General features: G+C 72.4%; 16 protein-coding genes. 6 read left to right on the top strand and 10 right to left on the bottom strand.

The window, feature by feature from the left end:
* Positions 1–95: 95 nt before the first annotated feature.
* Together ABZU74_RS10470 and ABZU74_RS10465 are read left to right on the top strand one after the other, a co-directional pair.
* Positions 96–521: an OsmC family protein gene (locus tag ABZU74_RS10470; RefSeq protein WP_030332593.1), complete on the top strand. Its 426-nt coding sequence runs from the start codon at positions 96–98 to the stop codon at positions 519–521.
* Positions 522–1,120: 599 nt separating this feature from the next.
* Complete coding sequence (locus ABZU74_RS10465; RefSeq protein ID WP_355420885.1) at positions 1,121–1,969, top strand: hypothetical protein; 849 nt, start codon at positions 1,121–1,123, stop codon at positions 1,967–1,969.
* 26 nt (positions 1,970–1,995) lie between these two features.
* On the opposite strand, the gene ABZU74_RS10460 is transcribed toward ABZU74_RS10465, so the two are convergent.
* The 5 genes from ABZU74_RS10460 to ABZU74_RS10440 form a co-directional block, all read right to left on the bottom strand.
* Entirely contained in the window at positions 1,996–2,517 is a 522-nt protein-coding gene (locus ABZU74_RS10460; RefSeq protein WP_355420882.1) for an ATPase, read from the bottom strand.
* Between the two features lie 113 nt (positions 2,518–2,630).
* Positions 2,631–3,077 carry a response regulator gene (locus ABZU74_RS10455; RefSeq protein ID WP_355420879.1) on the bottom strand — a complete coding sequence of 149 codons (447 nt, stop codon included), beginning with the start codon at positions 3,075–3,077 and terminating at the stop codon, positions 2,631–2,633.
* An 84-nt stretch (positions 3,078–3,161) separates the two neighbouring features.
* Positions 3,162–3,509: an STAS domain-containing protein gene (locus ABZU74_RS10450; protein ID WP_355420876.1), complete on the bottom strand. Its 348-nt coding sequence runs from the start codon at positions 3,507–3,509 to the stop codon at positions 3,162–3,164.
* A gap of 115 nt (positions 3,510–3,624) precedes the next feature.
* On the bottom strand, positions 3,625–4,662 hold the full coding sequence (locus tag ABZU74_RS10445) for a cobalamin-dependent protein (RefSeq protein ID WP_355420874.1): 1,038 nt from the start codon (positions 4,660–4,662) through the stop codon (positions 3,625–3,627).
* Positions 4,659–6,413: a PP2C family protein-serine/threonine phosphatase gene (locus tag ABZU74_RS10440; protein WP_355420872.1), complete on the bottom strand. Its 1,755-nt coding sequence runs from the start codon at positions 6,411–6,413 to the stop codon at positions 4,659–4,661. Before ABZU74_RS10440 ends, ABZU74_RS10445 begins: the two co-directional genes overlap by 4 nt.
* Before the next feature lie 222 nt (positions 6,414–6,635).
* Here ABZU74_RS10440 and ABZU74_RS10435 point away from each other — a divergent pair, with 222 nt between their 5' ends.
* Positions 6,636–6,794: a hypothetical protein gene (locus ABZU74_RS10435; RefSeq protein ID WP_355420870.1), complete on the top strand. Its 159-nt coding sequence runs from the start codon at positions 6,636–6,638 to the stop codon at positions 6,792–6,794.
* Between the two features lie 252 nt (positions 6,795–7,046).
* Here the strand turns inward: ABZU74_RS10435 and ABZU74_RS10430 are convergent, their stop codons facing one another.
* Positions 7,047–7,361, bottom strand: coding sequence for a hypothetical protein (locus ABZU74_RS10430; RefSeq protein ID WP_355420867.1), 315 nt, complete (start codon positions 7,359–7,361; stop codon positions 7,047–7,049).
* 200 nt (positions 7,362–7,561) lie between these two features.
* Here ABZU74_RS10430 and ABZU74_RS10425 point away from each other — a divergent pair, with 200 nt between their 5' ends.
* The 3 genes from ABZU74_RS10425 to ABZU74_RS10415 all read left to right on the top strand — a co-directional run bounded on the left by ABZU74_RS10425 (position 7,562) and on the right by ABZU74_RS10415 (position 10,598).
* Positions 7,562–8,539, top strand: coding sequence for a DUF2267 domain-containing protein (locus tag ABZU74_RS10425; RefSeq protein WP_355420865.1), 978 nt, complete (start codon positions 7,562–7,564; stop codon positions 8,537–8,539).
* 114 nt (positions 8,540–8,653) lie between these two features.
* Positions 8,654–9,448 carry a fused MFS/spermidine synthase gene (locus ABZU74_RS10420; RefSeq protein ID WP_355420863.1) on the top strand — a complete coding sequence of 265 codons (795 nt, stop codon included), beginning with the start codon at positions 8,654–8,656 and terminating at the stop codon, positions 9,446–9,448.
* Between the two features lie 58 nt (positions 9,449–9,506).
* Positions 9,507–10,598: an AI-2E family transporter gene (locus ABZU74_RS10415; protein ID WP_355420860.1), complete on the top strand. Its 1,092-nt coding sequence runs from the start codon at positions 9,507–9,509 to the stop codon at positions 10,596–10,598.
* Positions 10,599–10,641: 43 nt separating this feature from the next.
* Here ABZU74_RS10415 and ABZU74_RS10410 read toward each other — a convergent pair whose 3' ends face one another.
* From ABZU74_RS10410 to ABZU74_RS10395, 4 genes are all read right to left on the bottom strand, one after another.
* The gene (locus ABZU74_RS10410) at positions 10,642–11,943 is read right to left on the bottom strand and encodes an NAD(P)/FAD-dependent oxidoreductase (protein WP_355420857.1); all 1,302 of its coding nucleotides are present in this window, start codon (positions 11,941–11,943) and stop codon (positions 10,642–10,644) included.
* A 53-nt stretch (positions 11,944–11,996) separates the two neighbouring features.
* Positions 11,997–12,305: a hypothetical protein gene (locus ABZU74_RS10405; protein ID WP_355420854.1), complete on the bottom strand. Its 309-nt coding sequence runs from the start codon at positions 12,303–12,305 to the stop codon at positions 11,997–11,999.
* Positions 12,306–12,532: 227 nt separating this feature from the next.
* The gene (locus ABZU74_RS10400; protein ID WP_355420851.1) at positions 12,533–13,060 is read right to left on the bottom strand and encodes a GNAT family protein; all 528 of its coding nucleotides are present in this window, start codon (positions 13,058–13,060) and stop codon (positions 12,533–12,535) included.
* A 70-nt stretch (positions 13,061–13,130) separates the two neighbouring features.
* Positions 13,131–13,853, bottom strand: a complete 723-nt coding sequence (locus ABZU74_RS10395) for a VOC family protein (protein WP_355420848.1) — start codon at positions 13,851–13,853, stop codon at positions 13,131–13,133.
* Positions 13,854–14,037 lie beyond the last annotated feature (184 nt).

The raw sequence follows: 14,037 nt of genomic DNA, 5'->3' as shown, positions 1-14,037 counted from the left end.
GTGCCGCGGGGCGGCGGCCAGGTTTCGTGGGGTGGCGCGGCGTTTCGTCGGGCGGCGGCGGGGTAGCCGAGCCGGTGAGCGACGGGAGAAACGCGATGCCGGATCAGAGTTCCTGGCTGCGTGAGGCCACAGCGACCGCCGAGGGCGGTCACGTACGCACCGACGATGGCGGGCTCTCCACCGCGCTGGCCTCACCGCTGGCGCCGCACTGCACCGGGCTCACCCCGGAACAGTTGCTGGCAGCGGCCTTCGCCTCCTGCTTGCATCACGCGGCAGTGGAAGTGGCCGGGGAGATCACCGACGAGGCGCACACCGTGCAGGTTCGGGCGGAGGCGAAGCTGGGGCGGGACAACGACGGCCGGTACCGGGCCGACGTGCACGCGGAAATCTCCTCAGCCGGCCTGAGCCGAGATCAACTGGCCGATCTGGTCGAGTACGCCGACCGGCTCTGGCCGTTCTCCAGCGGCGACGCTAGCCGACACCGGCTGACCGTCACCCCAGCCGAGAACGGCCGACACTAGCCCGCCGAGAACGGCCGACGCTGACCCGCTGAGAAGGCACCGCCCGAGGATCTGCCGTCCGAAGGCGCCTCAATCCCGCATGATCGTGCTCGATCCTGGTTGTAGTTGCATCGTTCCTGCTTGAAGGCCCTACTTCCTGGATCGAGCACGATCTTGGGGCGGGTTGACGCGCGGCGTAAGCGTCAAGCGGCACGGCGGCGCGGGCGCGGCGGCGCGGCACCGATACGTGCCGGTCGCGGCACTTCGCTACGCCGCCGACGTAGATCTTGGACAGTTTCCGTTCTGCGAACGGAAACTGTCCAAGATCTACGGACAACGCCCCCCGCACCGGGGGGTCGGCCGAGGAGGCGTCGCACTTTTGGTGGGCCTGACGTCGACTGTTCGGTGGACCCGGGAGCGCGGCCGGACGTCGGGCGGAGAGCCCCCCGCCGCGAGCGCATTCACCCGGCAAGTCGGGAATAACCGTCTGGAGGCATCCGCGAGGTTGACCAGCTTCGCTCAGGCTTTGCCCCCTAAAGTCGGCATGATCTGGGCAAATTGTGGCGCATGCCACCGTGCGGGCCACTGGCATCGAGCATTCAGCTCTTTAACCTCGGCAGGTGCATCCCGACGACCCCTCCGCCCAGAAGCTGACCGACGCGCGCCCGACCACCCTCTCGGACGACGCCGCATCAACCGAACGGACGATCGGCCGTCACCGCGCTCCCGACCTGCGGCGGCGCGCCCTGCTGGGCTCGACCCCGCTGCGGGTGGCGCTGGCCACCGGCGTCACCTGCTGCCTCAGCCTCGTGGCGGTCGCCACCGCGCGAGGCAACGACGACACCCCCCGTACGGTTGAGCCGCTCGCCGAGGCGGTGGCCGACCGCGCCGCGATCGCCGACGAGCGCGCCTCCCGGTCGCTGGACCGCGACGCCGCCCCCGCCCGGATCCTGCCCAGCCCGACGGCGAAACCCACCCCCACTCCCACAGCCGTCCGCAAGGTGCCCAAGAAGCCGGTCAAGCCCCGCCGTCCCCGGCCCGTGGCCGGCCTCGACCAGGCCCAGATGGACAACGCGAAAATCATCGTGGACGTCGGCTTGGAGATGAAGATGCCGCGCCGCGCCCTGGTGGTGGCGCTGGCCACCGCCATGCAGGAGAGCAACCTCTACAACCTGGCGAGCGACGTCCTGCCGGAGTCGGCGGAGTACCCGAACCAGGGCAGCGGCTCCGACCACGACTCGGTCGGGCTGTTCCAGCAGCGGCCCAGCAGCGGCTGGGGCACGGTGGCGCAGCTGATGCGCCCGTCGTACGCCGCGCGGGCGTTCTACAGCGCGCTCAACGAGATCCCCGGCTGGCAGGACATGAGCGTCACCGCAGCCGCCCAGTCCGTGCAGATCTCCGCCTACCCCGACGCGTACGCCCAGCACGAGGATAGGGCGACCACCGTCGCGGCGGCGCTCACCGCCTGAGCCGGGCACCCCGCGCCCGGCGCGGCTCAGCGACGACCGGGCGGGGGCTCGGCGCCCGTGTCCCGCCCGCCGACTCCGACCCGACTTCCGGGTACGCCGGCAGCCGCGGTCGGGGTGTCGGCGGGCACCTGGTCGACAGTCACCTGGTCGAGGATGTCGTCCACCCGCGCCTCGCGCCGCCGACGGGCGTCCAGCGCCGCCTCGAAGTCACGTCGGGCCTGCACGGCCTCCGCGTACGCCCTCTCCCGCACCCGCCGGGCCTCCTCGCGGGCCTCGTCCAGCTCGACGCGGGCCTGAGCCAGGATCTCCGCGGCCTCCCGCCGCACCGAGTCACCGGCGTGCCGGTTGGTGGCGGCGTCGCCCAGGTCCAGTCGTTGCAGGAGCCCGCTGAGCCAGGCCGCCTCCTGGCGGATCTCGTCCCATTCCCGGGCCGCCCCGGCCGCGCCCTCGGCTCGCGCCGCGAGTCGGGACAACCGGATCCCCAACTCGTCCAGGCAGTAATCCACCTGCCGCTGGTCGTAACCGGTCTCAACGACGGAGAACCTCATACTGTCGCCCCCAGGCAGCTGCTGTTACTTTCCCACCTGGATCCTCGGCCGCGACCGCTCGCGCCGAGGGGGTTCGGGAAAAATGTTCAGCATGCGCGCGGGCGGCGCCGGCGTCAGCCGCGCTTGGGCAGCACGACGACCCGGCCGAAGAACTCGTCGATGCGGCGAACCACGTCGTTGAAGTCGTCGAGGTCGATCGGCTTGGTGACGTACGCGTTGGCCTGCAAGGTGTAGCTGCCGACGATGTCGGTGTCGGCGTTGGAGGTGGTCAGCACGACGATCGGGATGGTCCGCAGATCCTCGTCCTGCTTGACCGCGCCGAGCACCTGCCGACCGTCCATCCGCGGCATGTTCAGATCCAGCAGGATCACGTCCGGACGGCGGGCCTGCTCGTGCCGGCCCTCGGCGCGGAGAAACTCCATCGCCTCCTCGCCGTCACTGACCACGTCGATGATCTTCTCGACGTCGGAGTCCGCCAGCGCCTCTTCGATCATGAGCACGTCGCCCGGGTCGTCGTCGACCACCAGGATGCGTACCGGCTGCGGGCTGTCTACGCCCATCACTACCTGCCTCGGAGTCGACGGGGACGGGACCCTGACGGTCACCGCGTTGGCGGGGAAATGCTGGCGGGAAAATCTAGCCCATCAGGAAGCACTGCGGGACGCGGGGTCGACCGACTCCGGTTCGTAGCGCAACACGTCGGCGAGGCCGGTCACCCGCAGCACCCGCTCGACCCGCCCGTTGGCGCCGGTGAGCCGGAGCCAACCCCCGTCGGCCGCCGCCTGGTTGTCGCCCCGAACGAACACGGCCATCCCGGTGGAGTCGCAGAACGTGAGGTCGGTGAGGTCGAGCAGCACCCGGGTCTCGCCCGCCGCGGTGAGCCGGTCGATCGCGGCGGTCAGCTCGGGGGCGGTGCTCAGGTCCAGCTCACCCGCGAGCCGCAGGCAGGCGCCACCACCGTCGCGCTCGACGTAGCTGACGCTGAACGTCACCGTTCTCCCCCTCGCTCCACCCTCGGGTGGGACGTTTGCAGTCCGGCAAGTATACGCAGAGCTGACGCCGGTGCCGCCGAGGGCGGTGATCGCTCCGGTGTCACCAGCGGGTCGGTCAGGGGGCCGCGCCGGGCAGCGCGGCACATCCCAGCGCCAGCGCCCGCGCCGCCCGGGGGAAGTCCCGCAACGCGGCGGCGTAGTGCTCCAGCGGCAGGACGACCGCCCCGGTGGGCACCCCACGACTGCGCAGAATCCCCGCGAGCCACTCCACGAACTCGGTGAACAACGAGGCGTCGTCGACGTAGATCGCCGCCGCCAGGAAATCCACTATGTGGCCCAGATCGCTCACTGTCGCGTCGAGCTGAGCGGCGGTGTACGACCGTGCCGACGGCACCCGCTCCCGCAACTCCGCCAACGCGCTGTCGATCAGCTCACCGCGACGGCGCACCAGGCTGACGTACTCGTCGTCGGCCAGGTGGGCCAGCCGCGCCGTCGGCACCCCCCGCAGCGCCCGTTCGTCGGCGATCAGCTCGGCCGCCGAGGGCGCGTCCGGCGCCCAGGCCACCCCGAGCTGGCGCGCCCACCGGCCGTCCGCGCCGAACCCACGCCCACCGACCACCACCGGAACGTCCGAGCGCCGGCAGGCCTCGATCATCCGGTGGGCGTACGGCAGGCGCATCGGCAGCGCGCATGCCAGCGCGACCGCGTGCGCGTCGTAGCGGTGCAGGTACGACACCAGGTGCGCCGCCGGCACGCTGGCGCCCAGGAGAGTCACCTGCCACCCGCGTAACCGCAGCACCTCGGCCACCAGCCGGGGCGGCAGGGCGTGCCACTCGCCGTCCATGCAGGCGACCACCACCCGACCGCCGGTCGGCCGGGGCCTGACGTGCGCGGACACCGCCGCCACCACCTGCTCGCTGATGTGGGTGGCCGCGTGCTCCTGGGCGACGCTCCACTCGTTGCGCGCCCACCGCTCGCCCACCTCGGCCTGGGCGGGCGCGATCAGGTCGAGCAGCACGCGCTCCGCCGGGACGCCCGCGTCGAGCAGGCCGATCGCCAGGTCGGTCGCGGCGTACTCGTCGGCGTCGGCGAGGTGGCCCAGATAGCCGAAGTACGCCTCGCCGAGATCAATGGTGGCCGTGGCGGCGGTCACGCGTCAGCTCCCTCTGTCTGGTCGACGCCAGCGGGCACCGAGTGCAGGTGCCGCACGCTGCGCCCGCTCAGGCCGGCCGCCCGCAGCGCCAACACGGCGATGTCGTCGTGGTCGCCCTGTGCAAGCCAGTCGCAGGTGAGCTGCTCGACCCGTTCGGCCAGGGCCGGCGCGGGCATTCGCTGGCAGCCGGTCAGCGCGGTGACCAGTCGCTCGGCGCCGAACTGCTCGTCGCGCCGGCCACCCCGGGCCTCGGTCACGCCGTCGCTGTAGAGCAGGCAGGTCTCGCCCGGCGCCAGCCGCACGGTCACCTCCCCGACGCGGGGGTCGGGCACCACCCCGATCAGCATGCCGCGCAACGGCACCGTCTCCACCTCGCCGGAGGCGCGCAGCACCAGTGGTGGCAGGTGCCCGCCGCCGGCCATGGTGAGGGTGAGGCCGCCGTCGCGCTCCGGGCGGGCCACGCCGAGCACTATCGTGGCGAAGCGGCCCTGACCGTGCGCCTGGGTGGTCTCCAGCAGCGCGTCGTTGAGCAGCCGCAGCAACCGCGCGGGGTGCGACTCCAACCGGTGCAGCGCCTGGAGGCACTGGCGCAGCTGGCCGGTGAAGACGGCGGCTTCGACGCCCTTGCCCGACACGTCGCCGAGGAAGAACACCGAGCCACCGTCGGTGAGCCGGTGCGAACCGTAGAAGTCGCCACCGATGCGCAGCCCCGCCTGAGCGGGCCGGTACGCGGTGCCCCACTGCACCCCGATGGCCTCGACCGGCTCGACCGGCAGCAGGCTGGCCTGGAGGGTGTCGGCCACCTCCGCCTGGTCGCGGTAGAGCAGCGCGGTGGTCAACGCCGCGCCGGCGCGCGCCGCGAATGCGCGGACCAGCTCCACATCGGCGTCGTCGTACCAGCGGGTGGCACGGCGGGCCACCAGGAGCACACCGACTGGCGCGTCGCGGCCCGGCAGCGGGACGACCCGGGCGGCGCTCTCGATGCCGGCGAGCCCTGGCAGCCAACCGGCGTCGACCGCCTGCTCGACCAGCCAGTCCACCGCGTGCGGCTCGACCCCGGTCAGCCCGTCGGCGATGGCGGGCGGCAAGTCGCCGCCGGGTAGTACGCCGCTGTCCACCGTCGGCGCCTCGTCGTCGCTGCGCGAGGCCCGCCACCAGCGGGCCCGCCCGCCCCGCGGGGCGAGCACCAGCACCGCCACCTCGGCCAGGGTCGGCACCGCGAGTCGGACGACCGCGGCGGCGGCCCGGTCGGGGTGCAGAGGGTTGCCCAGCTTGTCGCCGACCACGGCCAGGAACGCCGAGCGCGCCCGTTCGGCGAGCAGCGCGTCGGCCCGGCTGGCACTGTCGGTGACATCTTCGACGTACCAGCAGCAGCGGGCACCGGAGAGCGGCACCTGGCGCGCGGTGAGCCGACGCCCGCGATGGGTGAAGCCGCCGGGAACGCCTTCGCTCAGGCCGGGCACACCGGCCGGGCTAAGCAGCTCGCCGGGCGTCACCTCGGGCAGCAACCGCTCGGCCACCGGGCTGACATGCCGCACGACGCCATCGGCGTCGCAGACCACGAGGCCCTCCCGGAAGTGCTCGACGACTTCGAACCAGTCGGGCGTGGCCTGACCGCGGTCGGGGGCCAGCGGCGGCAGGGCCGCGGTGGGGCGGCGAACGTCGGCGGACCACGCCGAGGGTCGTGTCGTGCTCGGCGTGGAGAGCCGTCCGTCGCCCGGGTCGCAGTCCCTGACGTCGGAAGCAGTCACCAGCTGAGCCTCACTCCTTGTCGTTCACCGAACCCGTGCCGGAACCGGCGTCCACTGTCAAAACTCTCCAGGCCACCCTACGCCGGAACCCTGATAGCGGCATCTCACGGCAGGTAGCGCGCATCGCCACCACCCGCTGCGGCAGGCTGCCGATGACCGCCGACCGTGCGTGTCACCGCCCCCCCGCTGTGCGTTTTGTCGCTCCACTGGGAAAATGGTGGGATGCCCGACCAGCTGTTGACCATCGAGACGACCCGGCTCCCCGCCGGGTCCGTCCGACTCCGGCTGACCGGTGAACTCGACTACGACACCGCGCCCGAGCTGGTCGCTGCGGCGGCCGAGCTGCGGGCAACGGCAACGCCCCGGTTCTGGTCGACCTGACCGGCGTGACCCTCTGCGACTCCTCCGGGCTCAGCGCGTTGCTGGTGGTGCACCGGGCCGCCGGGACGATCCACCTGACCGGGTCAGCCCTCAGCTCCAGCGGATGCTGGACCGCACGGGTCTGAGTGAGTTGCTGGCCGGGGCGTACGCCGACGACGACGTGCGCGCCATCGGCTGACCGGTAGGCCACCCCGGGGAGCGAACGGGGTGGCCCCCGACCCTGGGACCTGGGGTCGGGGGCCGGAGGAATGTCTAGGGCGCCGTCATCGGCTGGAGGCGGGGGCCGTCCTCACGCAGCTCACCGGTCGGGGTCGGGTCGACGTCCTCGGGCTCCCCCGAATCGGGCGTCTGGTAGAGATAGCGGACGAACTGCCCACCCGCCTCGTTGTCGTCCGCGCCGGGCCACTGGCCGATGCAGTCCATGCCGATCACCTCGCGGCCGGTCCCGTCGGCCTCCTCCAGCAGCGCCCACAGGCTCACCGGGTAACACCTGGTGACCTCCGGGGCGAGCTGCCAACGTGCGTACCAACCGGGCCGGGCGGGGACGATCTCGACAACTTCCTTCATGACGGCCTTCCTTCCGCGTACCTCGGAAGAACTCCGGTCCTGGCCCGATCGTGCGGGCCGTGCGGGTGAGCACCCCTCACCCCCGCCGGATGAAGCGTGGCGGAGGCCGGGCCGACCCGGCCGGCAGCCTCCGTTTCGTTCTCCGGGGCGGCGGGAAGGCGACTGGCGCAGCCACGATCCCCAGCGGAAGGGATGCCACCATGCGCAAGCAGATGGAGGGCGACAACCAGAGGCGCCGGGCGTTGGCCCGGCAGGCCCGCGAACAGAGTCGACAGCCCAGCGAGATCGGCGCCAGCCTGAGCGCCTCCAAGCAGCTCACGAGCCTCGATGCGGGCAAGCGCGCCGGCCCACCGGCGGCCGGGCCGCACAAACCGGACAGCACCCGGGGCGGGCCGGCGCCGCCGCCGGTCGGTAGCGCCGACAACCCGCGGCCCCAGCCGTCGCCGCCGAGCGGCGCGGCCGGTGTGAGCACCATGGGCTACCACGACCTGGTCGACGAGGTCCGGCGTCGCGCCGGGGTCGACTTCAAGACCGCCAAGGTGGGCACCGAGGCAACAGTGCTGGTCCTGGCGTTCGCCCTGGACGCCGCCGAGCGGCAGCGGCTGCTCGCGGCGGTGCCGGCCTCGCTGCACGACGTGCTGCCGGTCGACGGCATCGAGCGGCACCGGGACCTGCCCGGCTTCCTGGCCGAGGTGGGCCGGATCAGCGGCAACACTCCCGAGCAGGCCCGGTACCAGGCGGAGGCGACGATCGCCGCGCTCTCCGCACAGGACGGCGACCTGGTCGAGTCGTTGCACGTACCCGACGGACTGCGCGACCTGCTGAACCCGCCGGAGGCCGGCGGCGGTCTCGTGGGTGCCTCCACCACCACACCCACCCTGGACGCCGACGAGATCAGCGCGGCGCTGGACGACCTGCCCTACTGGGCCGGCGACAGCCAGGGCCTCTACCGGGTGGTCGCGCTGCCGCCGGACAACCTGGACCGGGTGCTGGCCCGGCTCGACCGGCTGCGCCAGGACAACGGCCGCGGCCCGAGCATCGGGCGTCCCGGAGACACCGCCGCGGTGTTGACCGTGCGGACCAACCAGGCCGACGGGGTGACCGCGCTCGACGTGGACCTCGCCCGCCAGATCGACGACGCGATCGACGAGGTGGGGGCCGGGATGGCCGGCGGCTGACGGCCACCGCGACACCGGCGGGCCGGCGGACCGGGGGTGACCCCGCTCCGCCGGCCCGTCCGCCGTGCCGGGCCACGGACCGGGTGCGCCGTGGGCTCGGCTAGCGTGCCGGACATGAACCGCGCGACCGACCGGCTGGAACTGGTGGCCGACCCGGTCCGCCGGACCGGGCGGACACTGCTGTCCGCCGGGGTTGAGCAGTCGTACGTGGATGTCGAGGACCCCCGCCACCTGCATTTCGAGTACGTCCGGCGGATCGCCTCGGCGGTGGAGGTGGCAGCCCCGGCCGGCGCCCCGCTGAGCGTCCTGCACCTGGGCGGCGGCGCGCTGACGCTGCCCCGCTGGCTGGCAGCCACCAGGGCCGGCTCCCCGCAACGGGTCGTCGAGCGGGACGCCGCTGTGGTCGAGCTGGTGGCCCGGGAGTTGCCGCCGCTGCCGCCGGAGGTGCGGGTGGAGGTCGCCGACGCCCGGGACGCCCTGACCGCAACCCCGGACGGCACGTACGACCTGGTGATCGCCGACATCTACCGGGCGGCCCGGATGCCCCGGCACGTCCGCACGGTCGAGTTCGCCGCCGAGGTGGCCCGCGCCCTGCGCCCCGGCGGGTTGTATCTGGTCAACGTCACGGACCTGCCGCCACTGGTCGGCACCCGGGTGCAGGTGGCCACGTTGCGGGCGGTCTTCGCCGACGTGTGCGTTGTCGGCGACCGGCGGATGCTGCGCGGCCGCAGGTACGGCAACCTGGTGCTGGCCGCGACCTCCCGCCCCGGTGGGCTGCCGGTGGCCCGGCTGGCGGTGGCCGCCCTGCGCGACCCGGTGCCCGGTGGGCTGCTGCACGCTGCCGCGCTCGACACGTTCGTCGCCGGCGCCCACCCCGTCACCGACGCGGACGACCACTCCCGCCGCTGATCGCCGTTGTGCCCCCAATGCCGGGTTTCCGACGGCGCGGGCGGGGAAGGCCCGCCGGATGAGCGACGACGATCGGGAGACCGGTCGCCGGACCCTGATCGTGATCGGTCTGGTGCTGGCGACCGCGCTCGCGCTGGGTTTCGTGTACGCGACCCGCCGGGTGCTGGTCTGGGCGGTGGTGGCCGCGTTCTTCGCCGTTGCGCTCAAGCCCCTGGTCGACCGGCTGCAACGCCGCTACGTCCGGCGTCGGGCGCTGGCCACGCTTGTGGTGTTCCTCGCCGCTTTCGTGCTGCTGGCGATCCTGGCCGCGCTCATCCTGGCGCCGTTGTTCGGCGAGTTGGGCCGCTTCGCCGACCGGGCACCCGAACTACTGCGGGAAGCCCGCGCCGGGCGGGGACCGGTGGGGCAGGCGCTGGAGCGCACCGGCGCACGAAACTACGTCAGCGAGCACTCCGAGCAGCTGCGCGACCTCGGCGGTCGACTGCGCCAACCCGCGGTCGGTGTGCTGCGCGGCATCGTCGAGTCGGTCGCCGGGCTGGTCACTGTCATCGTGCTCGCGTACCTCATGGTGTTGGAGGCGCCGCGGATCACCCGCAGCCTGCTCGCGGCGGCCGGGGACGGTCAGGGCGACCGGCTGCGCCGGGTGGGCCGGGAGGTGTCGCGCACCGTCACCGGCTACCTCACCGGGAACCTGCTGATCAGCGTGATCTGCGGGGTGTTGACCTTCGTGGTGCTGACCCTCACCGGGGTGCCCTTCGCGGCCGTGATCGCCCTGCTGGTGGCGGTCGCCGACCTGATACCGCTGGTCGGGGCGACCCTCGGCGCGGTGATCGCGGCCGGCGCCGGTTTCCTGCACTCCCCCACCGCCGGGGTGGTGGTGCTCGTCTTCTTCGTGGTCTACCAACAGCTGGAGAACCACCTGCTCCAACCACTCATCCTGTCCCGCGCGGTCCGGTTGAACCCGTTGACGGTGCTGGTCAGCGTGCTGCTCGCGGCGGAGCTGGCCGGCCTGCTCGGTGCGCTGCTGGCCATCCCCGCCGCCGGCATCATCCAGACCCTGCTGCGCGAGTACGGCCCGCGCCGGCTACGACCCGCCCCGCCGGCCGGTCCGGCCGCGCGGTCCGCCCCGCCGGCCAACCCGACCGACTGACCGTCGCGGCCGGCCTGCTCCGCGACGACCTGGCCGGGCCCGCTCAGCGGGACCGGGTGGCGACCTCGGGTGTGGTGCTCTCCAGCGGCACCGCGTTGGCCGGCACCAGCCCCAACTGGACCGCGGACCGGGTCAACGCGGCGTCGAGGGCCCAGTCGGCACTCACCCGCGTGCGGTTTCCCGGCATCGCCATCAGGTGGTACGCCCGGGTGACCGCCTTGGCCGGCAACCCGGCCAGGTTGACCTGCAACGGGTTTGCCGCCGCGTCCTTGCCACCCAGGTCGACGACCCAGCCCAGGTCGTGGTGCTTGTACGGCTTGCGACGGCCGAACCCGTACGACGCGGCGATGTTGTACGCCGCGCGCTTGCCCTGCCGCTGCGCGTGCTGGGCGGTCATCCCGCAGACCTTGCCCGGGTTGACCAGGTCGGGCACGGCGGCGGCGTCGCCGCACGCGTACACCTCCGGATAGCCGGGAACGTTGAGGAACTCGTCGGTGACCAGTCGACCCCGGTCGGTCCGTAGGCCCAACTCGTTGACGAACGGGTCGGGGCGCACCCCCACACACCACACCAGGCTGCAGGTCGGCACGAACTCGCCGTCGGTGAGCTTCACCCCGTCGCAGGTCGCCTCGGCCACCGACGTGCCCATCCGCACGTCCACCCCACGCCGGGTGAGCACCCTGTGCGAGGTGTCCGACATCCGCTTGTCCAACTCCGGCAGCACCCGCGACGCCACGTCGAGCAACATCCAGCGGGGTCGGACGGTGAGCCGGGGCCGCTGGGCGTGCAGCGCGTCGGTGAACAGCTGCCCGTGCGCCGCGACCTCGGTGCCGGTGTAGCCCGCCCCGACTACCACGAACGTGGACCGGGCCCGCTGCTCGGCGGGGTCCTCGGCCTGCTCGGCCAGCTCGAGCTGCCGGACGATGTGATCATGCAGGTAGACGGCCTCGGGCAGGCCGCGGAAGCCGTGCGCGTACTCGGTCACGCCCGGGATCGGCAGCAGCTTGTTGACGCTGCCCACGGCGAGCACCAGCCGGTCGTACGCCAGCCGGTTCTTCTCCCCCTCGACCTGGGTGAAGCCGACCCAGCGGTTCTGCAGGTCGACGTGGTCGGCCTCACCGACCACCACCCGTACGCCCTTGAGCGTCCCGGTCAGCGGCACCGCGATCCGTTTCGGCTCGACCACCCCGGCCGCCACCTCGGGCAGCAGCGGCAGGTACAGGAAGTAGTCGGTGGAGTTCAGCACCACGATCTCGGCCCGGTCCCGGGCGATCCGGCTCAACGTCTTCGCCGCGTGGTAACCGGCGAACCCGGCCCCCACGATCACCACACGAGGTTTCGTCATTGCGGGCCGTTTCCCGTCGAAGGCCGCGACAAACGTCCCAGGCGCAGCCGCGCTCAGCTCGGCTGGAGCCGGATGTGGCCGCTGTGGCCCACCGCCTCCACCTCCCACTGTTGGCCGAACGCCCGCACCCGCTCGGCGGTGATCCGGCCCAGCTCCTGCGGGATGTCCGGATCGAGGACCAGCCGACCGCTGATCGGGTTGATGCCGAGCATGGCGCGGATCAGGGCCAGCGGCGTGCCGGCCGCCCACGCCTGCGGGCTGCACGCGGTCGGGTACGGCACGGCGAAGAGCAGCCGCTCCCGGTCGAACCCGCTGAGCGCCTCCGGCAGCCGGTAGCCGAACTGGTCGGCCGCCTCGATCATCGCCAGGCTGATCCGGTTCGACTCGGTCCGGTAGCCGTACCGGGCCAGGCCGAGCGCGGCGATCGAGTTGTCATGCGGCCAGACCGTGCCGAGGTGGTAGCCGAGGGCGTTGTAGAGCCGCCGTAGGAAGCAGGGTACGGAGCGTCATCACCCGGTCCGGGTGAACGTTCCGGACTCTGCTCCCGCAGTGATGCCCTGCCGTCGGCCAGATTCTGCCGGCCCGACGGTCAGGCGGAGGTCGGCGCGGTGATCGCCCAGCGCTCGTGGTCGCGCCAGGCGCCGTCGATGAACAGGTACTCCGGGGAAAAACCCTCCAACCGGAAACCCAGCTTGCGGGCCACCCGCCGCGACGGCTCGTTGCCCGGCTGGATGTTCGCCTCCAACCGGTGCAGACCCACCGAGGTGAACGCGTGGTCGATCACCAGGGCCACGCCCGCCGACGCGTGCCCGGTGCCGCTGTAGGGCAGGAACGCCGCGTACCCGAGGAAACCACCACGCAGCGCACCGAGCACGATTCCGCTGATGTTCACGTAGCCGGCGATCTCGCCGCTGGCCCGGTCGCAGATCAGGTAGCCGGCGCTGTCACGGCGACGGATCCGGCGCAGATAGAGCTCGTACTCCTCTGGGGTGGCTGGCGCGGCCAACCACGGGTGGTGCAGGTCCCGACTGCGCCGGGCGGCGGCCACGAACTCTTCGGAGTCGGTGGGCCGGGGCCGGCGGATCGCGGCGGGACCACCGGTACGCAGGTATCTCACGGCGGATCACTCTGACCGACCGGTCCCGTCGTTGTCCAACCCGCCGCCACGTGGGCGGGCGTTGGCCGGGCTAGCGGTTCGTCAGCAGGCTGAACTCCTGACCATCGGGGTCGGCCAGCACCAGTCGGCCTGCCCCATCCTGGTCGGTGCCGATTCGAGTCGCCCCGAGCGAGAGCAGACGGTCGACCTCGACCTGCCGATCGACGCCAACAGCCGGGGCAAGGTCGAAACGCACCCGATCCCGGCCGCCGTTCGGCATCAGCGGCGGGCCACCCCAACTGATCTTCGTGCCGCCGTTCGGTGACTGGATCGCGGTCTCCTCGTCCTGGTCCCAGACCAGCGGCCACCCCAGCGCCTGACTCCAGAAGTACCCGACCTGCTGGGATCCATCGCAGGCCAGCGCACCGACGAAGCCGCAGCCGGCGAGGAACTTGTTGTCCGGAGCGATGACGTCGAACTCGTTGCCCTCGGGGTCGGCGAGCACCACATGATCGATCTCCGGGCCCTGCCCGATGTCGGCGTGCCGCGCGCCAAGCTTCAATGCCCTGGCCACCGTCTGCCGCTGGTCCTCCAGCGAACTACTGGTCAGGTCGAAATGCATCCGATTCTGGACCACCTTCGGCTGCTGGTTCGGGGCGAAGCGAAGGTGGAACTCGTTGTCGTTGGTGGGTAGGAGCAGGACACCGTCGTGTGGATCGTCGACGATCTCCCGCCCCAGCAGCCCGGACCAGAACTGCGCGAGCCGCAGAGGCTCGCTCGCATCGAAGCTGATCGCGAACAGGTGTGCCGTCATCGTTGCGCACGTCTCCCATCAGACCGGACGCCGTGCCAGCCGTCGGAGCGGGAGCCTAGGGGTGCGCCAGGTCGACCGCACCCGAGTTTCGGGGCAAGCGGCACGGTACGCAGCGGTGCTGAAGGCTCCAGCACCTGACGCCGGTCCGGTTCCGGCGGGGTCAGCCCCGCCAGGGCGGAGCCGT

Source organism: Micromonospora sp. NPDC005171 (assembly GCF_040608575.1).
Taxonomy (GTDB): domain Bacteria; phylum Actinomycetota; class Actinomycetes; order Mycobacteriales; family Micromonosporaceae; genus Micromonospora.
This window is presented reverse-complemented; position numbering and strand designations above follow the sequence as displayed.

What these genes read in the sequence shown, in the direction of transcription:
- ABZU74_RS10470 (WP_030332593.1), top strand. Translation starts at nt 96, where the DNA reads ATGCCGGATCAGAGTTCCTGGCTGCGTGAGGCCACAGCGACCGCCGAG.
- ABZU74_RS10460 (WP_355420882.1), bottom strand. Translation starts at nt 2,517, where the DNA reads ATGAGGTTCTCCGTCGTTGAGACCGGTTACGACCAGCGGCAGGTGGAT.
- ABZU74_RS10455 (WP_355420879.1), bottom strand. Translation starts at nt 3,077, where the DNA reads ATGGGCGTAGACAGCCCGCAGCCGGTACGCATCCTGGTGGTCGACGAC.
- ABZU74_RS10435 (WP_355420870.1), top strand. Translation starts at nt 6,636, where the DNA reads ATGCCCGACCAGCTGTTGACCATCGAGACGACCCGGCTCCCCGCCGGG.
- ABZU74_RS10430 (WP_355420867.1), bottom strand. Translation starts at nt 7,361, where the DNA reads ATGAAGGAAGTTGTCGAGATCGTCCCCGCCCGGCCCGGTTGGTACGCA.
- ABZU74_RS10425 (WP_355420865.1), top strand. Translation starts at nt 7,562, where the DNA reads ATGCGCAAGCAGATGGAGGGCGACAACCAGAGGCGCCGGGCGTTGGCC.
- ABZU74_RS10420 (WP_355420863.1), top strand. Translation starts at nt 8,654, where the DNA reads ATGAACCGCGCGACCGACCGGCTGGAACTGGTGGCCGACCCGGTCCGC.
- ABZU74_RS10415 (WP_355420860.1), top strand. Translation starts at nt 9,507, where the DNA reads ATGAGCGACGACGATCGGGAGACCGGTCGCCGGACCCTGATCGTGATC.
- ABZU74_RS10410 (WP_355420857.1), bottom strand. Translation starts at nt 11,943, where the DNA reads ATGACGAAACCTCGTGTGGTGATCGTGGGGGCCGGGTTCGCCGGTTAC.
- ABZU74_RS10405 (WP_355420854.1), bottom strand. Translation starts at nt 12,305, where the DNA reads ATGATCGAGGCGGCCGACCAGTTCGGCTACCGGCTGCCGGAGGCGCTC.
- ABZU74_RS10395 (WP_355420848.1), bottom strand. Translation starts at nt 13,853, where the DNA reads ATGACGGCACACCTGTTCGCGATCAGCTTCGATGCGAGCGAGCCTCTG.